General features: G+C 45.9%; 12 protein-coding genes and 1 pseudogene. 7 read left to right on the top strand and 6 right to left on the bottom strand.

All coding sequences use genetic code 11. The features are described from left to right. Positions 1-167: 167 nt before the first annotated feature. Together ASG34_RS10600 and ASG34_RS10595 are read left to right on the top strand one after the other, a co-directional pair. Positions 168-353, top strand: a pseudogene (locus ASG34_RS10600) (Ada metal-binding domain-containing protein); the annotation flags it as partial. A gap of 86 nt (positions 354-439) precedes the next feature. Then, the gene (locus tag ASG34_RS10595; protein ID WP_055830320.1) at positions 440-1,387 is read left to right on the top strand and encodes an alpha/beta hydrolase; all 948 of its coding nucleotides are present in this window, start codon (positions 440-442) and stop codon (positions 1,385-1,387) included. A 21-nt stretch (positions 1,388-1,408) separates the two neighbouring features. Here ASG34_RS10595 and ASG34_RS10590 read toward each other — a convergent pair whose 3' ends face one another. Then, positions 1,409-3,628, bottom strand: coding sequence for a RelA/SpoT family protein (locus ASG34_RS10590; RefSeq protein WP_055830319.1), 2,220 nt, complete (start codon positions 3,626-3,628; stop codon positions 1,409-1,411). A 172-nt stretch (positions 3,629-3,800) separates the two neighbouring features. After that, positions 3,801-6,128, bottom strand: coding sequence for an ATP-binding protein (locus ASG34_RS10585; RefSeq protein ID WP_162239325.1), 2,328 nt, complete (start codon positions 6,126-6,128; stop codon positions 3,801-3,803). 251 nt (positions 6,129-6,379) lie between these two features. Between ASG34_RS10585 and ASG34_RS10580 the strand changes: the two genes are divergently transcribed. The 3 genes from ASG34_RS10580 to ASG34_RS10570 all read left to right on the top strand — a co-directional run bounded on the left by ASG34_RS10580 (position 6,380) and on the right by ASG34_RS10570 (position 13,631). Next, on the top strand, positions 6,380-7,024 hold the full coding sequence (locus ASG34_RS10580; protein WP_055830315.1) for a hypothetical protein: 645 nt from the start codon (positions 6,380-6,382) through the stop codon (positions 7,022-7,024). Between the two features lie 185 nt (positions 7,025-7,209). Further along, complete coding sequence (locus tag ASG34_RS10575; protein WP_055830313.1) at positions 7,210-12,183, top strand: AAA domain-containing protein; 4,974 nt, start codon at positions 7,210-7,212, stop codon at positions 12,181-12,183. Further along, entirely contained in the window at positions 12,180-13,631 is a 1,452-nt protein-coding gene (locus ASG34_RS10570) for a hypothetical protein (RefSeq protein WP_055830311.1), read from the top strand. Before ASG34_RS10575 ends, ASG34_RS10570 begins: the two co-directional genes overlap by 4 nt. Positions 13,632-13,734: 103 nt before the next feature. Here the strand turns inward: ASG34_RS10570 and ASG34_RS10565 are convergent, their stop codons facing one another. Next, on the bottom strand, positions 13,735-14,637 hold the full coding sequence (locus tag ASG34_RS10565) for a hypothetical protein (RefSeq protein ID WP_235559774.1): 903 nt from the start codon (positions 14,635-14,637) through the stop codon (positions 13,735-13,737). Between the two features lie 157 nt (positions 14,638-14,794). Here ASG34_RS10565 and ASG34_RS14020 point away from each other — a divergent pair, with 157 nt between their 5' ends. Together ASG34_RS14020 and ASG34_RS10560 are read left to right on the top strand one after the other, a co-directional pair. Further along, positions 14,795-14,953, top strand: coding sequence for a hypothetical protein (locus ASG34_RS14020; protein ID WP_156376478.1), 159 nt, complete (start codon positions 14,795-14,797; stop codon positions 14,951-14,953). A 46-nt stretch (positions 14,954-14,999) separates the two neighbouring features. Then, a complete protein-coding gene (locus ASG34_RS10560; RefSeq protein WP_055830309.1) occupies positions 15,000-15,203 on the top strand; it encodes a hypothetical protein in 204 nt (67 codons plus the stop codon). Between the two features lie 88 nt (positions 15,204-15,291). Here ASG34_RS10560 and ASG34_RS10555 read toward each other — a convergent pair whose 3' ends face one another. The 3 genes from ASG34_RS10555 to ASG34_RS10545 form a co-directional block, all read right to left on the bottom strand. After that, entirely contained in the window at positions 15,292-16,383 is a 1,092-nt protein-coding gene (locus tag ASG34_RS10555; protein ID WP_056301970.1) for an ADP-ribosylglycohydrolase family protein, read from the bottom strand. Positions 16,384-16,523: 140 nt separating this feature from the next. After that, entirely contained in the window at positions 16,524-18,338 is a 1,815-nt protein-coding gene (locus ASG34_RS10550) for an ABCB family ABC transporter ATP-binding protein/permease (RefSeq protein WP_055830306.1), read from the bottom strand. Between the two features lie 63 nt (positions 18,339-18,401). Beyond that, entirely contained in the window at positions 18,402-19,061 is a 660-nt protein-coding gene (locus ASG34_RS10545; protein ID WP_235559773.1) for a tetratricopeptide repeat protein, read from the bottom strand. Positions 19,062-19,095 lie beyond the last annotated feature (34 nt).

Genomic DNA, 19,095 nt, shown 5'->3' with positions numbered 1-19,095 from the left:
GGCTTGTTTTATTATTAACGCATGTTGTAGCCAATTTTTGCAATAAAGTGTTAAAGCTACAACTTAAACCAAAGGTTGAGACTTGCACTAGATTTAGAAAAGCAACAGTGAGAGTTTTTTGAATTGAATAATCTTGTATCTTTCACTTAACAGATGGAGATCAAGATATGTTGAGTTCAAAAACGAAAGATGCCGCAGCACAGAAAACACTAAATGACCCACGCTGGCAGCAAGTGTTGGCGCGGGATTCTCAGGCAGATGGTCAGTTTTATTATTCAGTCAAAACCACCGGTGTTTATTGCCGTCCATCATGTGGCGCTCGCCTGGCGCGGCCTGAAAATGTCGAATTTCACCTAACCACGAATAATTGGGATCAGAGTAAATTAATATTTCACACAACCCTAACGCAATTAATAATTGATTTTGAAAGGCGTTCATCATGAAATTACTGTCTGTTTGCGTTTACGTGTTTATCCTTAGCTCGCTCATCCAGCCTGCTTCTGCCGGGCCCTTGCGTGACCGAATCAAGGAAAGGATTGCCGAACGCCAGCAGGCGAATGAAGGCAGCGATGTCGAAGAAGCCGGCAGGGGTAGCCGCCAGAAATTCGATCTGCCTGCCGGTGCGGTATTGAAAAGCAATATCGCCTACGGTAGCGACCATGACCAGCGCATGGATGTGTATATCCCGGCAAATGCGCAAAACGCACCGATCATCTTCATGGTGCATGGAGGCGGCTGGAAGCGCGGCGATAAGGCCATGAACCGCGTGGTAGAAAACAAGGTCAATCACTGGCTACCCAAGGGCATTATCGTTGTCTCCACCAACTATCGGATGGTGCCCAAGGCCGATCCTCTGGTGCAAGCCAACGACATCGCACTCTCCCTGGCTAAAGCGCAAAGTCTTGCACCAACTTGGGGTGGCGATAGCAAACGGTTCGTGATCATGGGCCACTCAGCCGGTGCGCACCTGGTTGCACTGATCACCGCCACACCCAGTATCGTCAAGCAACAAGGCACCCAACCATGGCTAGCCACAGTGATGCTGGATAGCGGCGGCTACGACATCGAAAAAACCATGGCCGGGCGCCACATGGGTCTGTATGACAATGCCTTTGGCAAAGACCCAAAATTCTGGCAAAGCGTATCGCCCATTTACCAGCTCACACAGAAAACCGTGCCCATGCTGGCAGTCTGCTCAACGGAGAGGAAAGATAAACACTGTGTTCAGGCACAGGCCTTTGTGGATAAGGCCGTCCAGTTTGGCTCGCAGGCTAGCATCTTCCCGGTGGCTATGTCGCATGGGGAGATCAATGAGCAACTGGGTTTGGAAGGTACTTATACCGATAAAGTGGACGCTTTTATGAGATCACAAGGTTTTCCGCTATAAAGCAATCATTGGGGTTGGACTTCACCTTCTCTGTGCTGAAATGACGTTCGGCACCTGCTGAATCAGCGTCAGTAGGTGGCTGAGTTTCTCAAGGTTTGTCACCTCAATCGAAAACTGCATCAGCGCCAGATTGTGCCTGCTTATAGTGTTAGCCTTGATGGCATTAATCTTTTCCCGTGCAAATAGATCACTAATATCCCGGAGCAAGCCTTGGCGATCATGGGCCTCCACTTCAATATCAACCGTTGCGCTGAAATTCTCGTCGCTGCCCCACTGCGCACCCAGTACACGGTCGCGCCGCTCCTCTGGTAACCGTGCTATGAAGCCACAGGTGCCGCGATGGATAGTCACCCCGTGACCGCGCGTCAGGTACCCAACAATTGGATCCGGCGGTAATGGTTTGCAGCATTTGGCAAACCCTGTCTGCAAGTTGCCAACCCCCTCAATCACAATACCGGCGTGGGGGTGCAGCGCGGTGTTCCGTCTGGGAGGGCGTGTGATTGCTACGTCTACTGTCTTGGGCGCAGTATCTTCCTGGATCGCAAGCGAGATTTGATGTTCACTGACATCTCCACGCCCAATGGCGGCCAGAAAATCTTCCAGTTTCTGGAAGTGGAGTTTCTGGGCGATCTTTTCATGATTGATGGCACCGATGCCGGCCCGATGTAGCTCCCGATCCAGCTTCACCCGACCCTGGGCCACATGTTCATCAAAATGCTGGTATTTAAACCATTGCCTGACCTTGGCGCGGGCGCTGGTGGTTTGCAGATAACCCAGTGAAGCATTCAACCAGTCGCGGCTAGGCGAACCAAGTTTTGAAGTCAGGATTTCTACGCGCTGGCCATTCTGTAATTTGGTGTTGAGCGGCACGATGCTGCCATTGATCTTGGCGCCACGCGTACGGTGCCCCAGATCGGTGTGCAGCGTATAAGCAAAATCGATCGGCGTAGACCCTTTTGGCAAGTCGATGACTTTACCCAGTGGGGTCAACACATAGACGCGATCCTGAAACAGTTCACTCTTGAATTGCTCAATCAGGTCGCCACTCTCAGAGACGTCATCCTTCCATGCCAGGATCTGGCGTAGCCAGGCGATCTTTTCGTCAAATTTGGCGTCGGATTTTCCACCCTCCTTGTAGCGCCAATGTGCTGCGACACCCAATTCAGAGTGCTGATGCATTTCGAAAGTGCGGATCTGCACTTCAAGTGCCAGGCCACGCGGCCCACTAACCGCGGTATGTAGCGAACGATAATTGTTGCTCTTGGGGCGCGCGATATAGTCGTCAAATTCACCGGGGATGGGCTGCCACAGGTTGTGGATGAGCCCGAGCACGGCATAGCAGTCCTTGATATCGTTAACCAGCACGCGCACAGCACGGACATCATATAGCTGTGTAAAATCCAGACGCTTGCTTTTCATCTTTTTGATGATGCTGTAAATGTGCTTGGGACGCCCAGCGACCTCCGCTTTGATGCCTGCTTCAAGCAGCTCTTTTTGCAGCTCTGCCACGACGTCAATGATATATTGCTCCCTGTCGACGCGGCGCTCATCCAGCTTATGAGCGATTTCCTTGTAGATCTGGGGTTCCAGATAGCGCAGAGAGAGGTCTTCCAGCTCCCACTTGATTTGCCACACGCCAAGGCGGTTGGCGAGTGGCGCAAAAAGGCTCTGGCTTTCCAGTGCAATCTGTTTCTGCAGACTAGTGCTAGCCCCAGACAAATGGCGCAGGGTTTGCGTACGTTCTGCCAGTTTGATTAACACCACACGGATGTCCTGCACCATGGCCAGCAGCATTTTGCGCAGACTTTCTATTTGTTGCGCGTGGTCGTCGTTTTTCCGGTCCGTGCCATGCAAGCGCTCGGTCTCGCTGAGCGCCTGGATTTGTTCCATGCGTGAAATGCCTTCCACCAGGTCCGCAATATTGGTGCCCAAACGCGTTTCCAGCGTTGCCCGCCAATCGGCCAGATATTCAGGCACTGCATGCAATATCGTGGCAGCGATTGTTTCGACATCCATGTTCATGTCAATGAGGATAGTCGCCGCACCTAGTGCATGTAACAGCAGTGGCGTGCCAGTCAGTGCTGAGCGCCCGGAATAGAGAGGCACTGCCAACGCATAGGCGCAACTGATCAACTCCACTTCGGAAGGCGAGAATCGTTTCGCTGCCGCTTCCAGCCATGTAGAAAAATCGCCTTCATTTGAGGCGAGTAAAGCAGAGATTGGATGATGCACAGAAACCATGGGATATTATGGCATCAGTCCTGTTCAACAAGCCAGAATCTACGGGGCCTGATTTGCAAAATCGCATCTCGATACAAGCAAAAGCCATCATTCACCGCGCATTTTTCCTGTAAGTACAGAAAGACTCGACAGTCAATTGCCTAGTGATGGTTTTCAGTTCAATGTATAAACTTTAACCTCCACCTATCGCGCGCTCCAATATATCAATCTCGACCGGCTTTACCAGATGCTCGTCAAACCCGGCTTCAAGCGCACGCTGTTTATCTTCAGGCTGCCCATACCCCGTTAAAGCAATCTTGCGCAGGTCTCGCCCCATCGGCAACTTGCCAATTTGCTGTACCAGCTCGTAACCATTGATATCAGGCAGGCCAATATCAATCAGCATGATATCTGGCTTGAAAGTATCAATAGTGGACAGTGCCTCTTGCGCACTATGCACAGCCATACAATCATGCCCCAGTATCCCCATGATCATCACCAGGGTATCGGCTGCATCCACGTTGTCGTCGACAATCAACACGCGCCCATTCGTTCCATTGTCTTCTATGGCCTGGGGATCAGTGGTGTTGGAAGAAACAATGCGCGGCAGTCGTATTTCGAAAGTGGAGCCTAGCCCCTCACCCTGACTGAATGCGCTTACATGGCCGCCATGCATGTTGATCAGACGCTTGACGATGGCCAGGCCTACGCCCAACCCTCCCTGGGAGCGATCTATGGTAATTTGGCTTTGCACGAACAGTTCGAAAATCTGGGTAAGCATCTCAGGCGCAATGCCACTGCCGGTGTCAGCCACTTCAATGATCACCTCTGCATCTTCACTACGGACCACGATACTAATTTTCCCACCGGGTTCGGTATATTTGATGGCATTGGTCAGTATATTGGCAACGCATTGCACCAGCCGCGCCATATCCCCTTCAACAAATACCGGCGTGGTCTTCTCTGTGGATATATTCAGGTGCAGTTCTTTTGCCTGCAGTTGCGGCTCGCACATTTCAACTGCCTGGGCGAGTACCTCATTGATATCAATCACTTCTTTTTGCAGGTGGATATGCCCTTGCGTGACCCGGGCGACATCCAGTAAATCATCAATCAGCCGCGTCATGTGCTTGGCCTGCCGGCGGATGATGGCAGTAGGGCGCGCAATCGATTCATTCGTTTGAGAAAGCCTCAAAAGAATCTCGCCTGCCGTCACAATCGGGGCCAGGGGATTGCGAAGCTCGTGGGCCAGCATGGCAAGAAACTCATCCTTGCGCTTGTCGGACTCTTTCAGTGCTTCAATCAGTTTGATTCTTTTGGTAATGTCGCGGAAAAGTACCGCCACGCCATCCCCAACCTTAAAGGCGCGTGCCTCAAACCAGAATGTACGGCCATCCGGGAATACATAATGATGTTCCAGGAATTTAGGCTGCCCATCCAGTTGTACTTGCCTGTACATTTTGCCAATATCAGATTCGTATGTGCCCGGAAACAGCTGCCAGTGGTTAGCACCGAGCATTTGCGAGCGGGGCATGGCTACAAACTTGCAAGTGGCGTCATTGACTTCAATAATGTTGAAATCCTGGTCAAACAGGGCAAACGCTTCATCCATATTGGTGATCACACCACGGTGCCTGGCTTCGCTTTCTGCCACGCGCATCTCAACAAGTTTTTGCGCTGTCACGTCCACGGTGATCCCGTCAAAATGGATAGGGCTACCGTCAGCGTCGTAATCGGTGCCCCCGAGCGCGCGAATCCACTTCACCTCATTCGTCATGGGGTGCACTGTGCGGTAAATGATGTCATAGGCATCCCGGCTGCTGATCGATTCAGCAATCGCCAGCCTGGTGCGCTCCCTATCCTCCGGATGAATCCTGTCGTAGAAGTCTTCAATCGTGACCGTCGCGGTTGGCTCCATAAAAAAATGATTCTTTACCTGCGTGTCCCATTCCAGAACGTCAAAGGGCAGGTCGCAATACCAAAAGCCTACATGCGATATCCGGCTTGCGTATTCGAGGCGCCCGCGATTGATCTTAAGTTCTTTATCCAAGGTATCCCGTGCAATCCGGTCACTGGAAAACACCTGGTTGAAGTAATCCACAGATTCGGCAATCGCCTGATCGAGCGCCTCGTTGAAGCGCGTCACATCCTCTATGGCCGTGACATCGGATAACGTGGTATTCCTCATTGCCCACAACCGCATCACTGTGGCTCGCAGGTTGCGAAACTCGCTCACAATCTCGGTAATAGAAAACCCGTCCTCAGCCCGGATCCGCCCATGCTTTTCAGCCCCGGTTTCCGGTGCATTCTTGATAGCCGTTGCCGATGCTCGCGATTTCGCAAGACGGGTGGCGCTGGCTTGTGGCTGACGCAAGTTTTCGGCAATCGCGCGAAGGATTTCAGAGCGATGGTCACGCCCCGCCAATGCGTTTATGTTTGCGGCAGATGAAAACTGCGATGCGACGAATGCATCCCATGCTTTGAGAATTTCGTCCAAATGTGAATCGATGACATCTGCCATCCGCATGGGTGCGTCCCCTTATAACCTGAATCAATATTTAACTACATATAAGGCAATATAACGTTACTTGCATCTTTTGCCAATTTTGTGAACTGTAGGATGGGTTTTACTGCACCATTCAAACCTGAATTGGTTTCGTTATTCGAATTATTATATTATTCAACAACAGGCAGTTGCAGCTTATGCGTTAACCGCATTTCTTTTGTCCGTCGCCAATACGTTTTGCCCAAATAATAAAAAAGGGAGAAGCCATGAGTGAAGAGCCAAAAAAGGTGGATGTCTTATTCTACTTAAAAGAGTATTCATCACTAGCCAGGGATATCCTGATCACGCTATTGATCGCCATATGCTTTTTCCAGCCCAGCTATATCAAGACATTTCTTAAAGAGAGCGGCCTGAGCAAATTCGGCGGCTGGGGCTTCACGGTTGAAGTGGCAGAAGAAAAAGAAATCATCGCCAAAGCCCAGGAAAAAGTCACCGCACAAGTGGTTGCCTCCACCAGCACCAACTCAGACGAAGCGCCAGTTGAAGCATCCAATAAACCCGTCGATCCAAACTTTAAAGAAGCTATCCTCAAAGCAGAGCGCGTTGCGCCACAAATATTGCCATCCGCTGGTTGGGTTTTCCTGGGTCGCGTGGATAAAAATAAAACCCAATGGCAAGATGGCGGATCACCCACCACTACCGCAGCATGGCCCATCAAACCCGATGATGTGGTGACGGTTAAAGATGATGTTTACATCCGCGCAGTTACCAATGATCAATGGCATTCGAAAGCGCCGGTGACTACGGTTTCCAAGATAGGCGATAAGCTGAAAGTGGTAGAGCTGGATTATTCTTCGGCAAAGGCAGGCGGGTTTTTTGTTTGGGCTAAGGTTGTACTTCAATCGAGCTAAATTATTTTTAAGAGCTACCTAAAAATGCGCTGTTAGTGCTGTTAACTGCAATCGCAGCTTCTAAAGAGTAGCGTCGAGAGAGGTTCTTTTAGATGAGTTATGATTCGAATGAACAATAATCATTGTGAAATGGTTTTAAAAGTTAGCCAAAATAAAATCCAAATAATAATACAGGGAGTTCGAAATTGAAAATCTATAATAAAGGGCGGGGAGTACACAATCGTGAAATAGTAGGTATTGGGAAGCTTCAAACAGAATTACCTTCGGATTGGATGGCTTTTACAAATCTAGAGCTTGCACTGCCCTATGGCGGCCGAGAAATCGATATTATTTTGGTTATTGAAGACAGAATAATCGCCGTCGATATAAAGGATTGGAGAGGCCGAATTGAGAGTGTTGGCGGTTCATGGAGTAATGGTGGTGTTTTAATTTCAGGATCTTCCCCAGTTGAAAAGATTCTGCAAAATGCGCGTGAACTTCAGATCATGCTAGATAAATATTTAAGAAGTGGGGGTAACTCAAAATCAACTCCTGTTCCAAAAGTTGAAGGGTTTGTGGTACTTACTGCAACGCAAGATCGTTCTGGGATCGCACCTACGGAAGTTAATAAAGTATTTAGTATTGACCCATTCATTAAAATGCTGAAAAGCACTCAGGCTCGGATTAATCAAATTGGTGGAGTTGCTCCAGCATTTTATTCTCCAGGTTTGATTACAAGAGAATGGAAAGAAAGGCTTCTTAGTTTTTTTAATGTCAATTCTGGAAATTTTAAAGAAGCGACTATTAAGTATGGAAGCTATCAAGCAGAGTCTCATTCCCCGTCGTTTAAACATCCTAAAGATATATACAGGGAGTTCGATGTAATTGATAAAAATGCAGGTGGAGCACTTGGACTGCTCCGTAAATGGAGCTTTGAGAATGCAGATCCACGTTTCCAAAACGAAGATGCTAGAAATGAAATTGCTGGTAGAGAAAGAAAAGTAATATCGTGGCTTAATGATAGAAACCCAGACTGTGAATCTTCGATACTTCAGCCGAGAGTCGATGATCTAGAAAAAAGTATTCATTATTGGGAGGTGTTTGATCGGCGACGCAAATTAAATCGGCTAGCAGATATCTCAAAAACAAAACTCGACGAGATTACGCCTGGAGTGCGGATAGAGTTGATTCGTCAGATTTTGTCTCATGTAAAAGTTTTTCATGATCTAGCTGTCCCTCACTTGGATATTGGACTTCATAGTATATGGGTGGAAGCTCCTTCAATGGCCAGAATTTCTCACCTTTTAGCTGCAAAATTGCCAGAAACCAAAACTTTAGGTAAGTATCGCTATCAGTTTTTATCTAGTGTCACTCTTCCAGATGACCTTTATGAGCTTGACGTTTGTGGCATGCTAAAGGATGTATTTTTACTAGGAGCTGTTGCGCATTATCTTCTTTTCGGATTACTACCTAAATCTAAAAATCATGATGATCCACCAGAATGGGATGCTTCTGTAGATGTTGAGGGTGTATTTTTAGATTGGCACCCGTGGTTTTCCAGAGCTCTGGATTGGGAACCAATAAATAGATTTACTAGTGCGGGAATCATGCTAGATGAATTGAATGCTATCTTACAATCAAAGCCAAATTCTAAGCAGATTTTTGAGGGTTTAGAACACTTCAGAACATTATCCTCCCAATTGAAGGTGTTTCAGAAGTATCCACTAACAAAAGAGCTTCGCGACGATAATTCTGTAGCGATGTGGATCAGTCAAACTGAAAACAAAGCCTTCTTAGTTAAAGTTTGGAAACGTGAAGGGTGGGGTGACCAAAGCAAAGAGGCACCTAAAATTCTAGTTTTTCTCCAACAGTGCGAAAGTCTAATTCTTGATCACCAAATAGGATGCTCACCGATCAGAGAAGTTATTTGGACAGGCGATGCAATCATCTTAGTACAAGACTATATAGATGCTTCAAACTTAGAGGAAAGTTTAATCTCAGATGAGAGTTTTTGGCATAGCCAATCAAATGCTTTCGATTTTCTTGAGGGATTAATAAATATTGTCATACTACTTCATGAGCGTCAGTTGGCACATGGCGATCTAAAGCCGCAGAATATTTTAGTAACAAATCCAGATTATCAACCAGTTCTAATTGATCTACTTGATTTTTCGCCAACTGAAGATGGGGAAAGAATTACAAATGCGTACGCTCCAAAAACCGGAGGTCGTTTTGAAAGAGATTGTTTTGCTGTAACAAAAATTGCCGAAGAGGTTTTGGCTAATTGCGATATAGAAGTCCGTCTGAGAGACTTATTTAGTGAGGCTATTCACCGGATAAGAACAGAAAATCCCCAAAATGGAACATTGCTTCCTCTCTTAGAGGTAATGCAACTTGCTCGGAATCCTGAGCCGGAGAGCTTTAATCAGACTATATCTATTTCAATTTCAGGAATTGAAAAAAAGCCATTTTTCTCAGATGAGGGGATGATTGGTCTAAGATTGGCTAAATATGGTAAGCAACTTAGGCTTCGAGGAGCAGTAGAAGAGTTGATATTTGAGTTAAATGAGTATGGTGTACCAACTTCAGCTAGAAGAGTGCCTTTTTCAGGACAAAAGGCGATATCGTTTAGCCAAAAGAATGAGTTTATTGCTATTAATGCATTAATTGAAATAAATAGTGATCTGGGGAATAACTTTTCGGGAATTGAGAGTTTACTCAAGCAATCAGATATTTCTTTAGCCTTAGAGAATGCAAAAAATTCAATTCAAGAAACCTCTAGTATATTTTCCGAAGAAGATGATTCTGATGATGACTTATCAACTCAGGAAACTGTAGCTGATGATGATGTGCTTAATGAAATCGTTTCTCAACAAGATAGTATAAAGTCAACCGATGTTCCGACGCTATGGAAACGCCTTATTGAAGTTGAGTCCGATTTGATGCTCATGGGCACTGTAACCGCTCCAAGCTCATTCAATAAAAAAACTGGAAGACACCTAGTGCCTTTCCAATTAGATCTCGATAGTTTTGATTTTTCATCTGATGATACTGTGAGTGTCTTAAAAGAAGAGAAGAGTGGTCGATGGAATAAAATTGGTCGCTTAGATACTGTTTTAAGTACTCCAAATCAGCTACAGATTGATACTCAAAGATGGGGTATCGAAATGAACAATATGCTGCAGGAGGATCAGAGAGTCAGATTTGATAGTCACTTCGAAGTTACTAGCCGAGCAAGACGCAAAGAAGCAATTGAAAGAATACTTTCACGTCAGTCCCGTTTAACTGACTTAATAGACATTTTTGATTCTTCAGACGCTAAAAGTCCATTTCACTTGGATTTAGAAATAGATAGAGTGGAAATAGAAGAAAAGTACTCACTCAATTCAACTCAAGCTGAAGCATTTGTAAAATTAACAAGAACACGTCCTCTAAGTTTATTACAAGGGCCTCCTGGAACTGGTAAGACTCGATTCATCGCAGCGTTAGTTCATTTTGCTTTAACTAACGGTCTAGCAAAAAACGTTTTAATAGCAAGTCAATCGCATGAAGCTGTCAATGGAGCTGCTGAAGCAATATTAAAGCTATTCAAAGGTGCTAACGAGACACCAAGTATATTGAGGATTGGGCATGAGTCTAATGTTTCGGATTCATTACTTCCTTACCATGTTGGTAAAGTTGAAAATCTTTTTAAGGACCGATTTAGGGCGGAGTTTAAGGAGCGTCTGAAAACTGTCGGTGAATCTTTAGATATACCAATCGATTTGGTAGAGAACTTAATTTTTGTGCAAGTAGTAATTCGACCAGTTGTGGAGACTTTGCTTGATTTGCTTAAGGATGACGAACCTGGGGCAGAAGTTAACAATAAAGTTGTAGGTCTCCAAAGCACATTGGCTCAACTTTTAAGCAATTTACCTATTGAGATCGATGAGGTAACCGATGATTTTTTGGATTTATTAAGTGAGATGCTTGCTTCGAATGCGAAGTTTACGAACCTTAATAAAGTGAAAAATTTTAGCAATGTAGCAAATCTAGCGCGAGATTTTATTGGTAGCGTATCCAGCTGGCAAAGATCTTTCGAAGCATTTCTAGCAGGCACTCGTCAAATAGTGGCTGGAACATGTGTTGGGCTTGGCCGCTCATCATTAGGTCTGACTTCGACACCGTTCGATTTGGTTATTGTTGACGAGGCTGCACGTTGCAATTCAGGTGAGTTGGCTGTGCCGCTCCAGTGTGGAAGGTGGATTGTTTTGGTAGGCGATCATTTTCAGTTGGAGCCTCAATCTAAGAGTAATGTCGTTAGAAGTGTAGCAAAAGAACTAGGTGTAACGGAGAGAGAGGTTTTAAAGAGTGATTTCGAAAGGGTTTTTGACTCTAAATACGGTAGCAACGCAGGATATACATTAAAAACACAATATCGTATGCTTCCAGCGATAGGGAACATTGTGTCCCAAGCCTTTTACAATAAGGAGTTGTTACATGGAAGAACTGAACCCTTAATCCCGCCAGAAGTTCTACCAGATTCTTTAATTAAACCTCTAGTTTGGCTGAAAACAGATAATTTCTCTAGTTCTGCTTTCCAGAAAGAGGCGAAAGGACGAAAAGGAGCACTAACTAATCCCGTAGAAGCCGATTTGATTGTAGAGCTGTTAAGGAGTTGGGATAAATCTGAACAGTTTATGTCTTGGTTAGAAAGCCAAACAAGTTTTTCTAAAGTTATCGGTTTGATATGCACATATCGAGCTCAAAGTGAATTGTTGCAACTAAAGCTTAGGAACGCTTTTTTAAGTGAGGCTATGCGGGCAGCTATCAAGATCGATACTGTAGATAGTTATCAAGGCAAGGAAAACCCAATAATTATTCTTTCTTTAGTTAGAAATAATGAAGAAGGTATTCATGAAGAAGGTACGAAAACTATTAAACCAGGCTTTATGGCAAGGAAAAATAGGTTGAATGTTGCGATTAGCCGTGCTATGGATCGGTTGGTGATTGTGGGTGCATATGGTCGGTGGTTAAAAGACTCACCAATGGGTAGGCTTGTAGATGGATTTACGAGGCATGAAGCTTCTGATGATACAAAGGTTATTGATGGAGTAAGTTTCAGAGGATTGCTCGATATAAATTTAGCGCAAAAAACAAAAAGTAAACAAAATAAAACGTTCGAAGGGGAGTCGAAATGAATGCGCTTAAACGAACAACATTAACTCTTTCAAAAAAAGAGAATGCTGAGACTGATATAGGAAGTATTAGTGATGATCGGCCTGTCGTCCTAGATTTCATCGAGGTTTTGCTGCCATGTAGAAAGTTTAGTATTTCTTATAAGGTTTCTGAAAAAGGTGCGGTCTCTTTAACAAGTGAATTTGTACTTAGGCTTTTATATTCAGTAGATGGCATGGACGAAGTGGCAATAGCATCTTTTTTTGGTTTTGATAACCGAGAACTGACTTTCGTTATGACAGAAGTAATTAGTAGAGACTATGTTTCAAGACATAATGGTAGGGCATGGCTTACAGAAACAGGAAGACTTCTTTTTACAGAAAATGATTTAACTCCTCAAATTTTAAAGGTTGAAAAGAAAACTAGAAAGGTTGGATTTGATCTTTTATCACTGTCGCCACAAGAGTCTGAGAAACTTAGTCGTTTTGCTTTAAAGCTACCTGAACTTCCAATACAAGATGTAGAGTTTTACGCAAATGCTAGCAAGTACATTCCAAAATCTTTTCAAAAGCATTTTTCTGAGATAGTGTGGACGAAGGTTGGGGCCGATAAACAGGGGGTGCTATATTCTGTTGATGCTGTTTATGCGGATAATAAATTTTCGGCAATTGTCCCAATTTTAATATCGTCAAGTCAGGGCCGTCCCAGTTCTGCAGAACCTAATTTGACAAATTGGAAGACGGGACATGAACTAGATGATAGATCAAAAGTGATTGAGGCGATTTCAAAGCATATACATGAGTTGGAAGTTTCGAAAAGGCCCGATGACGCGTATTCATATAAAAAAATGGTTGAGTTAGCTCCAGAATTCTTTGAGGATTTTCTAAGAAAGGATGGATTGTCAATCGAGCGTTATTTTAAGGCTGCACGGACAAGGGTTGGTGATTTAAGAAGCGATCGACAGACTGTGCCACTTATTGGGACGTTATTTACTCCGGATAATAACGCTCGTTTGACTAGTGCGATAGATTATGGTCTAAAGTCAATAGGGAGTTCAATTAGTCCAAACACCCTTTTTTGGGTGATACCTGATGTCAGTTGGGGAAATACTCAAGCATTACCCTACACCCTTGACCTAATAAAAGAGAAAATTCTTAAAAGCACAACCTCTACATTAACTGAGCTATCTGAAGAAAAAAATACTGGTTTTGAGTGTATTGCCTTAACGAAAACATTTGATCGCAGATCAAATATAGGAAATGCTTTCTCCCGCCAGAATCAATTTAATGAGCATTTATCTTTGCCCCCTTCTTTAGAGATTTTATACATTCCAAATATTTTAGTTGCGTGCTTGGTTCACGCGCCACTTATGGTTAATCAAGGCTTTCCTGTCCCTTTAGGCTTTTTAAGTTTTGATCAAAATGTTATAGGTAGAACTAGTGTCATTATTGATGAGTTAATTCAGCGCTAATCATAATTTTAGACGCTATTTTTTGTCATTTGCTTTGGCAGAAGACGTTCAATGATTCGCGTTCACTATAAATGTCCGCGATGGTTGTAGCAGATTTTCAATCCTAATTATTGTCTAAATCCTCTTCGTAAGAAGACCATTTCTTTCTATGCCCTGCACTAAAGGCCAAGGTGAGTACTGCTTGCTGATAGGTTGCTGTGGATGGCAAGTTACCTGCAAGCCGATACAGCGAAATATAGCCAGGATCTAACCGGTAATCTTTCTCTCGGAATATGCTGTGTTCTTTAGCGTAGGTTTCTGCCAGCGCCCTGAGTGACTCGGCAAGCGGCTTGTTCGGGTCGCTAGGGGTAAACTCACCAATCAACCAGAGGTGAACATCTTCCTCTTCTGTATAACCAGTTTTAGGGTCTGCCAGCTTAAACGCATGAGCTATCCTGTCCTGGTTTTCTACCTCTTTTGGGTCGCCATAGGCCACTTCGTAATATTTCACTTGAGCTGTTAGCAGTGAGGTCGGGCAATCAATCGGCACGTTGCCAACTGCATAGTAACCTGCAATCGCCCGCAGGCTTTTTAAATGATGTTCTTTGCCAACAAAGTGGATGATTTCTCTGCGTGCCTGTAGCTCTTTGATGCCCGCCGCCATGTCTTTAGTGGCAGCGTAAATGAGCGCAGCATAGCTAGGGAAAGAATCGTTGTCGGCACTTTTCCGGGCAAGGCTGTAGTTGATCATGGCGGTGCCGTTGTGATACAGCTCCATTGCGCTGGTGGCGGCTACTTCGCCAAGTTCATCGAGCACTACCGAGACCGCCATTTTGGTGCCATTTTCATTACCACCGGCTAGAGCAGCAAGCCAGTTTTCTAATTGCTCGGCAGGCCATTCGGGATATTGTTCTCTGGCGAGCGCAAACACTTGCGGCAGCAGACGGGTTTGTTCGGCCACACTCAGGTTTTGCAGCCGTGTGGTGGTATAGGTTGGTGGCAGGTTGAAATCGTAGTTCACTTTCATGTCATCCATTTTATCTTGCGAATGCCCGGTCGGCTGTTTAAGTCAGTAAAACATGATTTTAAGCGCTGAAAACTCCGACAACATAATCAGCCTATCTCTGATAAATATTGTGTCAGTTGTTCACTAAGCTTTCTACTCGGCAAAAAAGGAGATTGAGATGGCTAGTGACCCAAACGAGATTCCTGACCCTGAATCAGACACAGTGGTTGAACCCGATGACGATACTGTGGTTGATCCCGATTTAGAGCCTTATGATGAATCGGTGGAGAAGCCACTGAAGGATTCAGAAAATTTTATTCCGGCAGAAGAGCTTTAGTGTAGTCATGCTTCTGGTAAAAATATAACTTGAAATGGAGATGATGATGGCATTTGATTCAGCGGTACCTGTGGAAGGCGTGGAAGAAAAATCTACTGTGGTGAAGAATGTAGATAAAGATACCAAGCAGCAAGAAGACGTAAAAGATAACTTGGGTAACATCGCGAAAAACCCTGCCATTGACCGGAAAACACCACCGGATGTTGAGCCGGGGAAATTACCTGAAGATAAGAAATTCACTGAGAACTAAATAAGTTTTAACCCTAATAAAATAGCCCTGCACGGGCTATTTTTTATTGTTCCGACAGGCTCAATTACCTGAGCCCGCTGACATTTTTTTATGCAAAACGGGCAATAAACTGTTCAATCTCGTCATTTAATTCAGCATACGCAGTGAGTCCGTGAATCCAGCGTTGAGGGATGGCGTCCACACCCAGTGAGGCACCCAGTATTGCACCAAGCACGGCGCCGCGGTGGCAGTTATCACCGCCCACATTTGTGTTGGCTATCAATGCTTTTTCAAAATCATCATGGTAACGTGCGGCAAGGTAGAGCACTGCGGGAAACGATTGGTCTACATAGCAGGCAGGGCTGAGCATGCCGCCAATGATATCCCGATCCGGACTCTGGTTGGCGCGCACGCGCGCAAGCACTTTTGCCGCCGGAAAACCTAGGCGATTAGCCGCCGCACAAGCCAGCTGTTCTGTCTCTGGCGCTGTGTCATGAAAAATATGAAACAGTAACTGGCTGAGTTCCAGTGTGTGTTTTTCTAACACGGATGAGCGGTGTGTCAGGCGTTGCTGGGTCAACGCTGCTTGATTGGAAGCTGCCAAGTCGCCCTCGCGTAAAGTCGCCATCATCACCAGAGGTAAACTGACGAGGCCACCGATGGAGGCTGTGTCATGGCCTTCTTTGCCGGCACAGTTTTCTGGCGCGACACCTTGTGCGTAGTTTGCAAAAAAATCACGATGGTACGATTCAGCGTAGGTATCGTTGTGCCGGTCTGGCTCGGTCATAAAACGGATGTATTCACGCAAAAAGTCTGCCGGGCCGTGATGGCCGGTGTCGATCAGTGAGCGCATGAATACACGCGCACATAACAGGTTCAGGGTGTTATCACCTGCTTGCATGCCCTGGTGATAATGGCCGTTGGGTAACCCCCAAAACTGTTTTTTGCCTTTAAGAATCACGTTGCCGACGATGTCGCCTTCTTGAGTGCCACGGCCAGCTTTGGCTGTGTTAGCTAACGGCATGATCGAGTTTGGATGGTGTGACTTTGGCGCCTGGTAATCGCGGATTTGGTCAAAGTCTTGCCAGAGGGCAGCGATGTTGTAGTACCAATGTACTGGCATCGCTAATGCGTCTCCAATAAACATTCCCCATAGCGCGCCTCGCATGCGGTCGGTTTTACTCAATGGTTGGGCGGGCATAAGGTTATCCTGTCTTAATGGTTTGGCGGGCTGCATCCTTGAGAGTAGGCTAGCATGATGAGACGAAGTTCAACGGTCTATGCTGTCATCAAGTTTTCAAGCTCAAAATGTAAAGTGAAGGAGGGTTCAGCGGTATGCTTTTATGACTCAGTTTGAGTATGCTGTACCCGCCACATCTCGGCATAACGTTGACCCAGCATCAATAATGAAGTATGCGTCCCGCGCTCAATGATTTGGCCATCTTCCATGACTAAAATCTGATGGGCATGCGTAATCGTAGACAGGCGATGAGCAATGATCAAGGTAGTCCGGTTTTTGGCCAGCGCATTCAACGCGTTTTGAATGGAGCGTTCGGTTTCAGAATCCAGCGCTGATGTCGCTTCATCGAAAATGAGCATAGCAGGGTTTTTCAGCAGCGTTCTTGCGATGGCCACCCGCTGTTTTTCACCGCCTGACAGCTTGAGCCCACGCTCTCCCACATCTGTGTTGTAACCTTTTGGTAAACGCGTAATCAGGTCATGGATTTGCGCGGACTTTGCCGCCGCTTCGATTTCAGCCTGAGTAGCGCCGGGCTTGCCATAGCCGATATTGAAACCAATGGTGTCGTTAAACAGCACCGTATCCTGCGGCACAATCCCTACGGCTTTGCGCAGGCTGTCTTGTGTGACGGTTTTAATCTCTTGCCCGTCAATATGAATCTCGCCCGATTGCACATCGTAAAAGCGGAATAGCAGGCGTGAAAGGGTGCTTTTACCCGCGCCGCTATGTCCGACCACTGCCGTGGTTTGGCCAGGTAGTATCTCAAATGACACGCCGTTCAGGATGCCACGGTCTGGTTCATAATAAAAACACACGTCTTTGAAACTGACGTGGGGTCCTAACGCCGGAGAATGAATTTTCAATGCTTGTGCATCAGGTGCATCGGCAATTTCCTGCCCCGTTTCAAGCAGGTGAAACATGCGATCAATATCTGTCAGCGATTGTTTCATCTCGCGGTAAAGCACCCCTAAAAAATTCAGTGGAATATATAACTGAATCATCAGCACATTCACCAGCACCAGGTCGCCGATAGTCATTTTGCCGCTGGCAACGCCCTGGCTTGCCAACGCTAAAATAAACACCAGGCCAATCACGATGATGGTTTGTTGACCCACATTTAGAAAAGCCAGTGATTTTTGCGATTTGATCGCAGCATGCGCATATTTTTTAAGATTCTCGCCATAACGCGCAGATTCAAAATGCTCATTGCCAAAGTACTTCACGGTTTCATAATTAATCAATGAATCCACTGCACTTTGACTGGCTTTAGATTCCAGCGTATTCATTTCACGCCTGAAATGGGTGCGCCACTCGGTCACGATCACGGTAAAAACGATATAACAAAAAAGCGCAATAAACGTCACCACCACGAACCAGATGTCATAAGCATAGAAAAAATAGCCTAGCACCATGGCAAGCTCGATGAAGGTTGGGATAATGCTGTAAAGCGAAAAGGAGATTAACGATTGAATGCCACGGGTGCCTCGCTCAATGTCGCGTGTCATGCCCCCCGTTTGGCGCGACAAGTGAAACCGCAGTGACAGGGCGTGCAGGTGGTCAAAGACTTGCAACCCTACCTGTCTCACAGCCTGCTCAGTAACCTTTGAGAAAATCAGCTCACGTAACTCAGCGAATAGTGAGGCTGACAGTCGCAACAACCCATAGCCTACAATCAAACTCACCGGCACCACCAGTAAGGCTTTTGCCGGGGTGTTGATGCTCATGGTATCTACCAGCTTTTTTAGCATAATAGGTACGCCCAGGTTGGCAGCTTTGGCGATGACCAGGCACAGCAAAGTAAAAAATATACGTGCCTTGTAAGCCCTTAAATAAGGCAATAAATGTTTTATGACCTGCCAATCCTGTGATTGGCGTTTTTCAACCGCTGGAGCGGGGTCACTTTTAGAGTGCTGCATAGGGCTGGCGATTCTCTAAATGAAGATGATAAAAGCGGTGGGGGAACTTCACGGAAATTTTGCTTAGCAGTGTTTGAGTTGCTGGTTTTTGCACTGTGCGGCCAATTGTTTTGCAGAGTCGACTTGCTCAGGCGTCAATTGTGCGACCGAGTAATTCAGCATTTTGCTGTGTCGGTTAACCAGGTGCTTATCTTCGTTTTGTGTTGCCAGCATCAACCACATCGCAGCTTTGACGGGATCTTTTTCTACACCAATGCCCTGCATATAGATATTGGCCATGTAGCCCTGGGCTTCACTATTGTTGTTGCCGGCAGCCAGGCTTATCCATTTGAATGATGCCGCCAGGTCTTGCGGGATCACATCGTCACGGAAATACAGCATGCCCAGGTTTAACTGCGATTTGACATGGCCTTGCTCTGCGGCTTGCTGGTAATACTGCGCGGCTTTTTCATAGGTGATGCTCTGGATTTCACGTCGGAACACCAGCGAGGCCAGCATGTACTGCGCCTCTGCATAATTCAGGTCAGCCGATTTTGTATACCATTTCACGGCTTCGTCCATGTTCTGCTTTACACCGTCGCCATCGTGGTACATCAGGCCCAGGTTGTAGCAGGCCTTCGCATCGTTTTGATTCGCCAGGGACAAGTAAATGGCATGCGCCGCCGCAAAATCTTTTTGCGATAGCTTTTGCTTGGCTTCTTCCAGCGTGTTGGCTTGCGCCATACAACAGACCAGCATCCCTACTATGAACAATCGC

The organism is Methylophilus sp. Leaf416 (assembly GCF_001424665.1).
GTDB lineage: Bacteria > Pseudomonadota > Gammaproteobacteria > Burkholderiales > Methylophilaceae > Methylophilus.
This window is presented reverse-complemented; position numbering and strand designations above follow the sequence as displayed.

Bases quoted from the DNA above. Each gene is read 5' to 3' on its own strand.
- ASG34_RS10595 (WP_055830320.1), top strand. From the start codon at position 440: ATGAAATTACTGTCTGTTTGCGTTTACGTGTTTATCCTTAGCTCGCTC.
- ASG34_RS10590 (WP_055830319.1), bottom strand. From the start codon at position 3,628: ATGGTTTCTGTGCATCATCCAATCTCTGCTTTACTCGCCTCAAATGAA.
- ASG34_RS10585 (WP_162239325.1), bottom strand. From the start codon at position 6,128: ATGGCAGATGTCATCGATTCACATTTGGACGAAATTCTCAAAGCATGG.
- ASG34_RS10580 (WP_055830315.1), top strand. From the start codon at position 6,380: ATGAGTGAAGAGCCAAAAAAGGTGGATGTCTTATTCTACTTAAAAGAG.
- ASG34_RS10570 (WP_055830311.1), top strand. From the start codon at position 12,180: ATGAATGCGCTTAAACGAACAACATTAACTCTTTCAAAAAAAGAGAAT.
- ASG34_RS10565 (WP_235559774.1), bottom strand. From the start codon at position 14,637: ATGAAAGTGAACTACGATTTCAACCTGCCACCAACCTATACCACCACA.
- ASG34_RS14020 (WP_156376478.1), top strand. From the start codon at position 14,795: ATGGCTAGTGACCCAAACGAGATTCCTGACCCTGAATCAGACACAGTG.
- ASG34_RS10560 (WP_055830309.1), top strand. From the start codon at position 15,000: ATGGCATTTGATTCAGCGGTACCTGTGGAAGGCGTGGAAGAAAAATCT.
- ASG34_RS10555 (WP_056301970.1), bottom strand. From the start codon at position 16,383: ATGCCCGCCCAACCATTGAGTAAAACCGACCGCATGCGAGGCGCGCTA.
- ASG34_RS10550 (WP_055830306.1), bottom strand. From the start codon at position 18,338: ATGCAGCACTCTAAAAGTGACCCCGCTCCAGCGGTTGAAAAACGCCAA.
- ASG34_RS10545 (WP_235559773.1), bottom strand. From the start codon at position 19,061: ATGGCGCAAGCCAACACGCTGGAAGAAGCCAAGCAAAAGCTATCGCAA.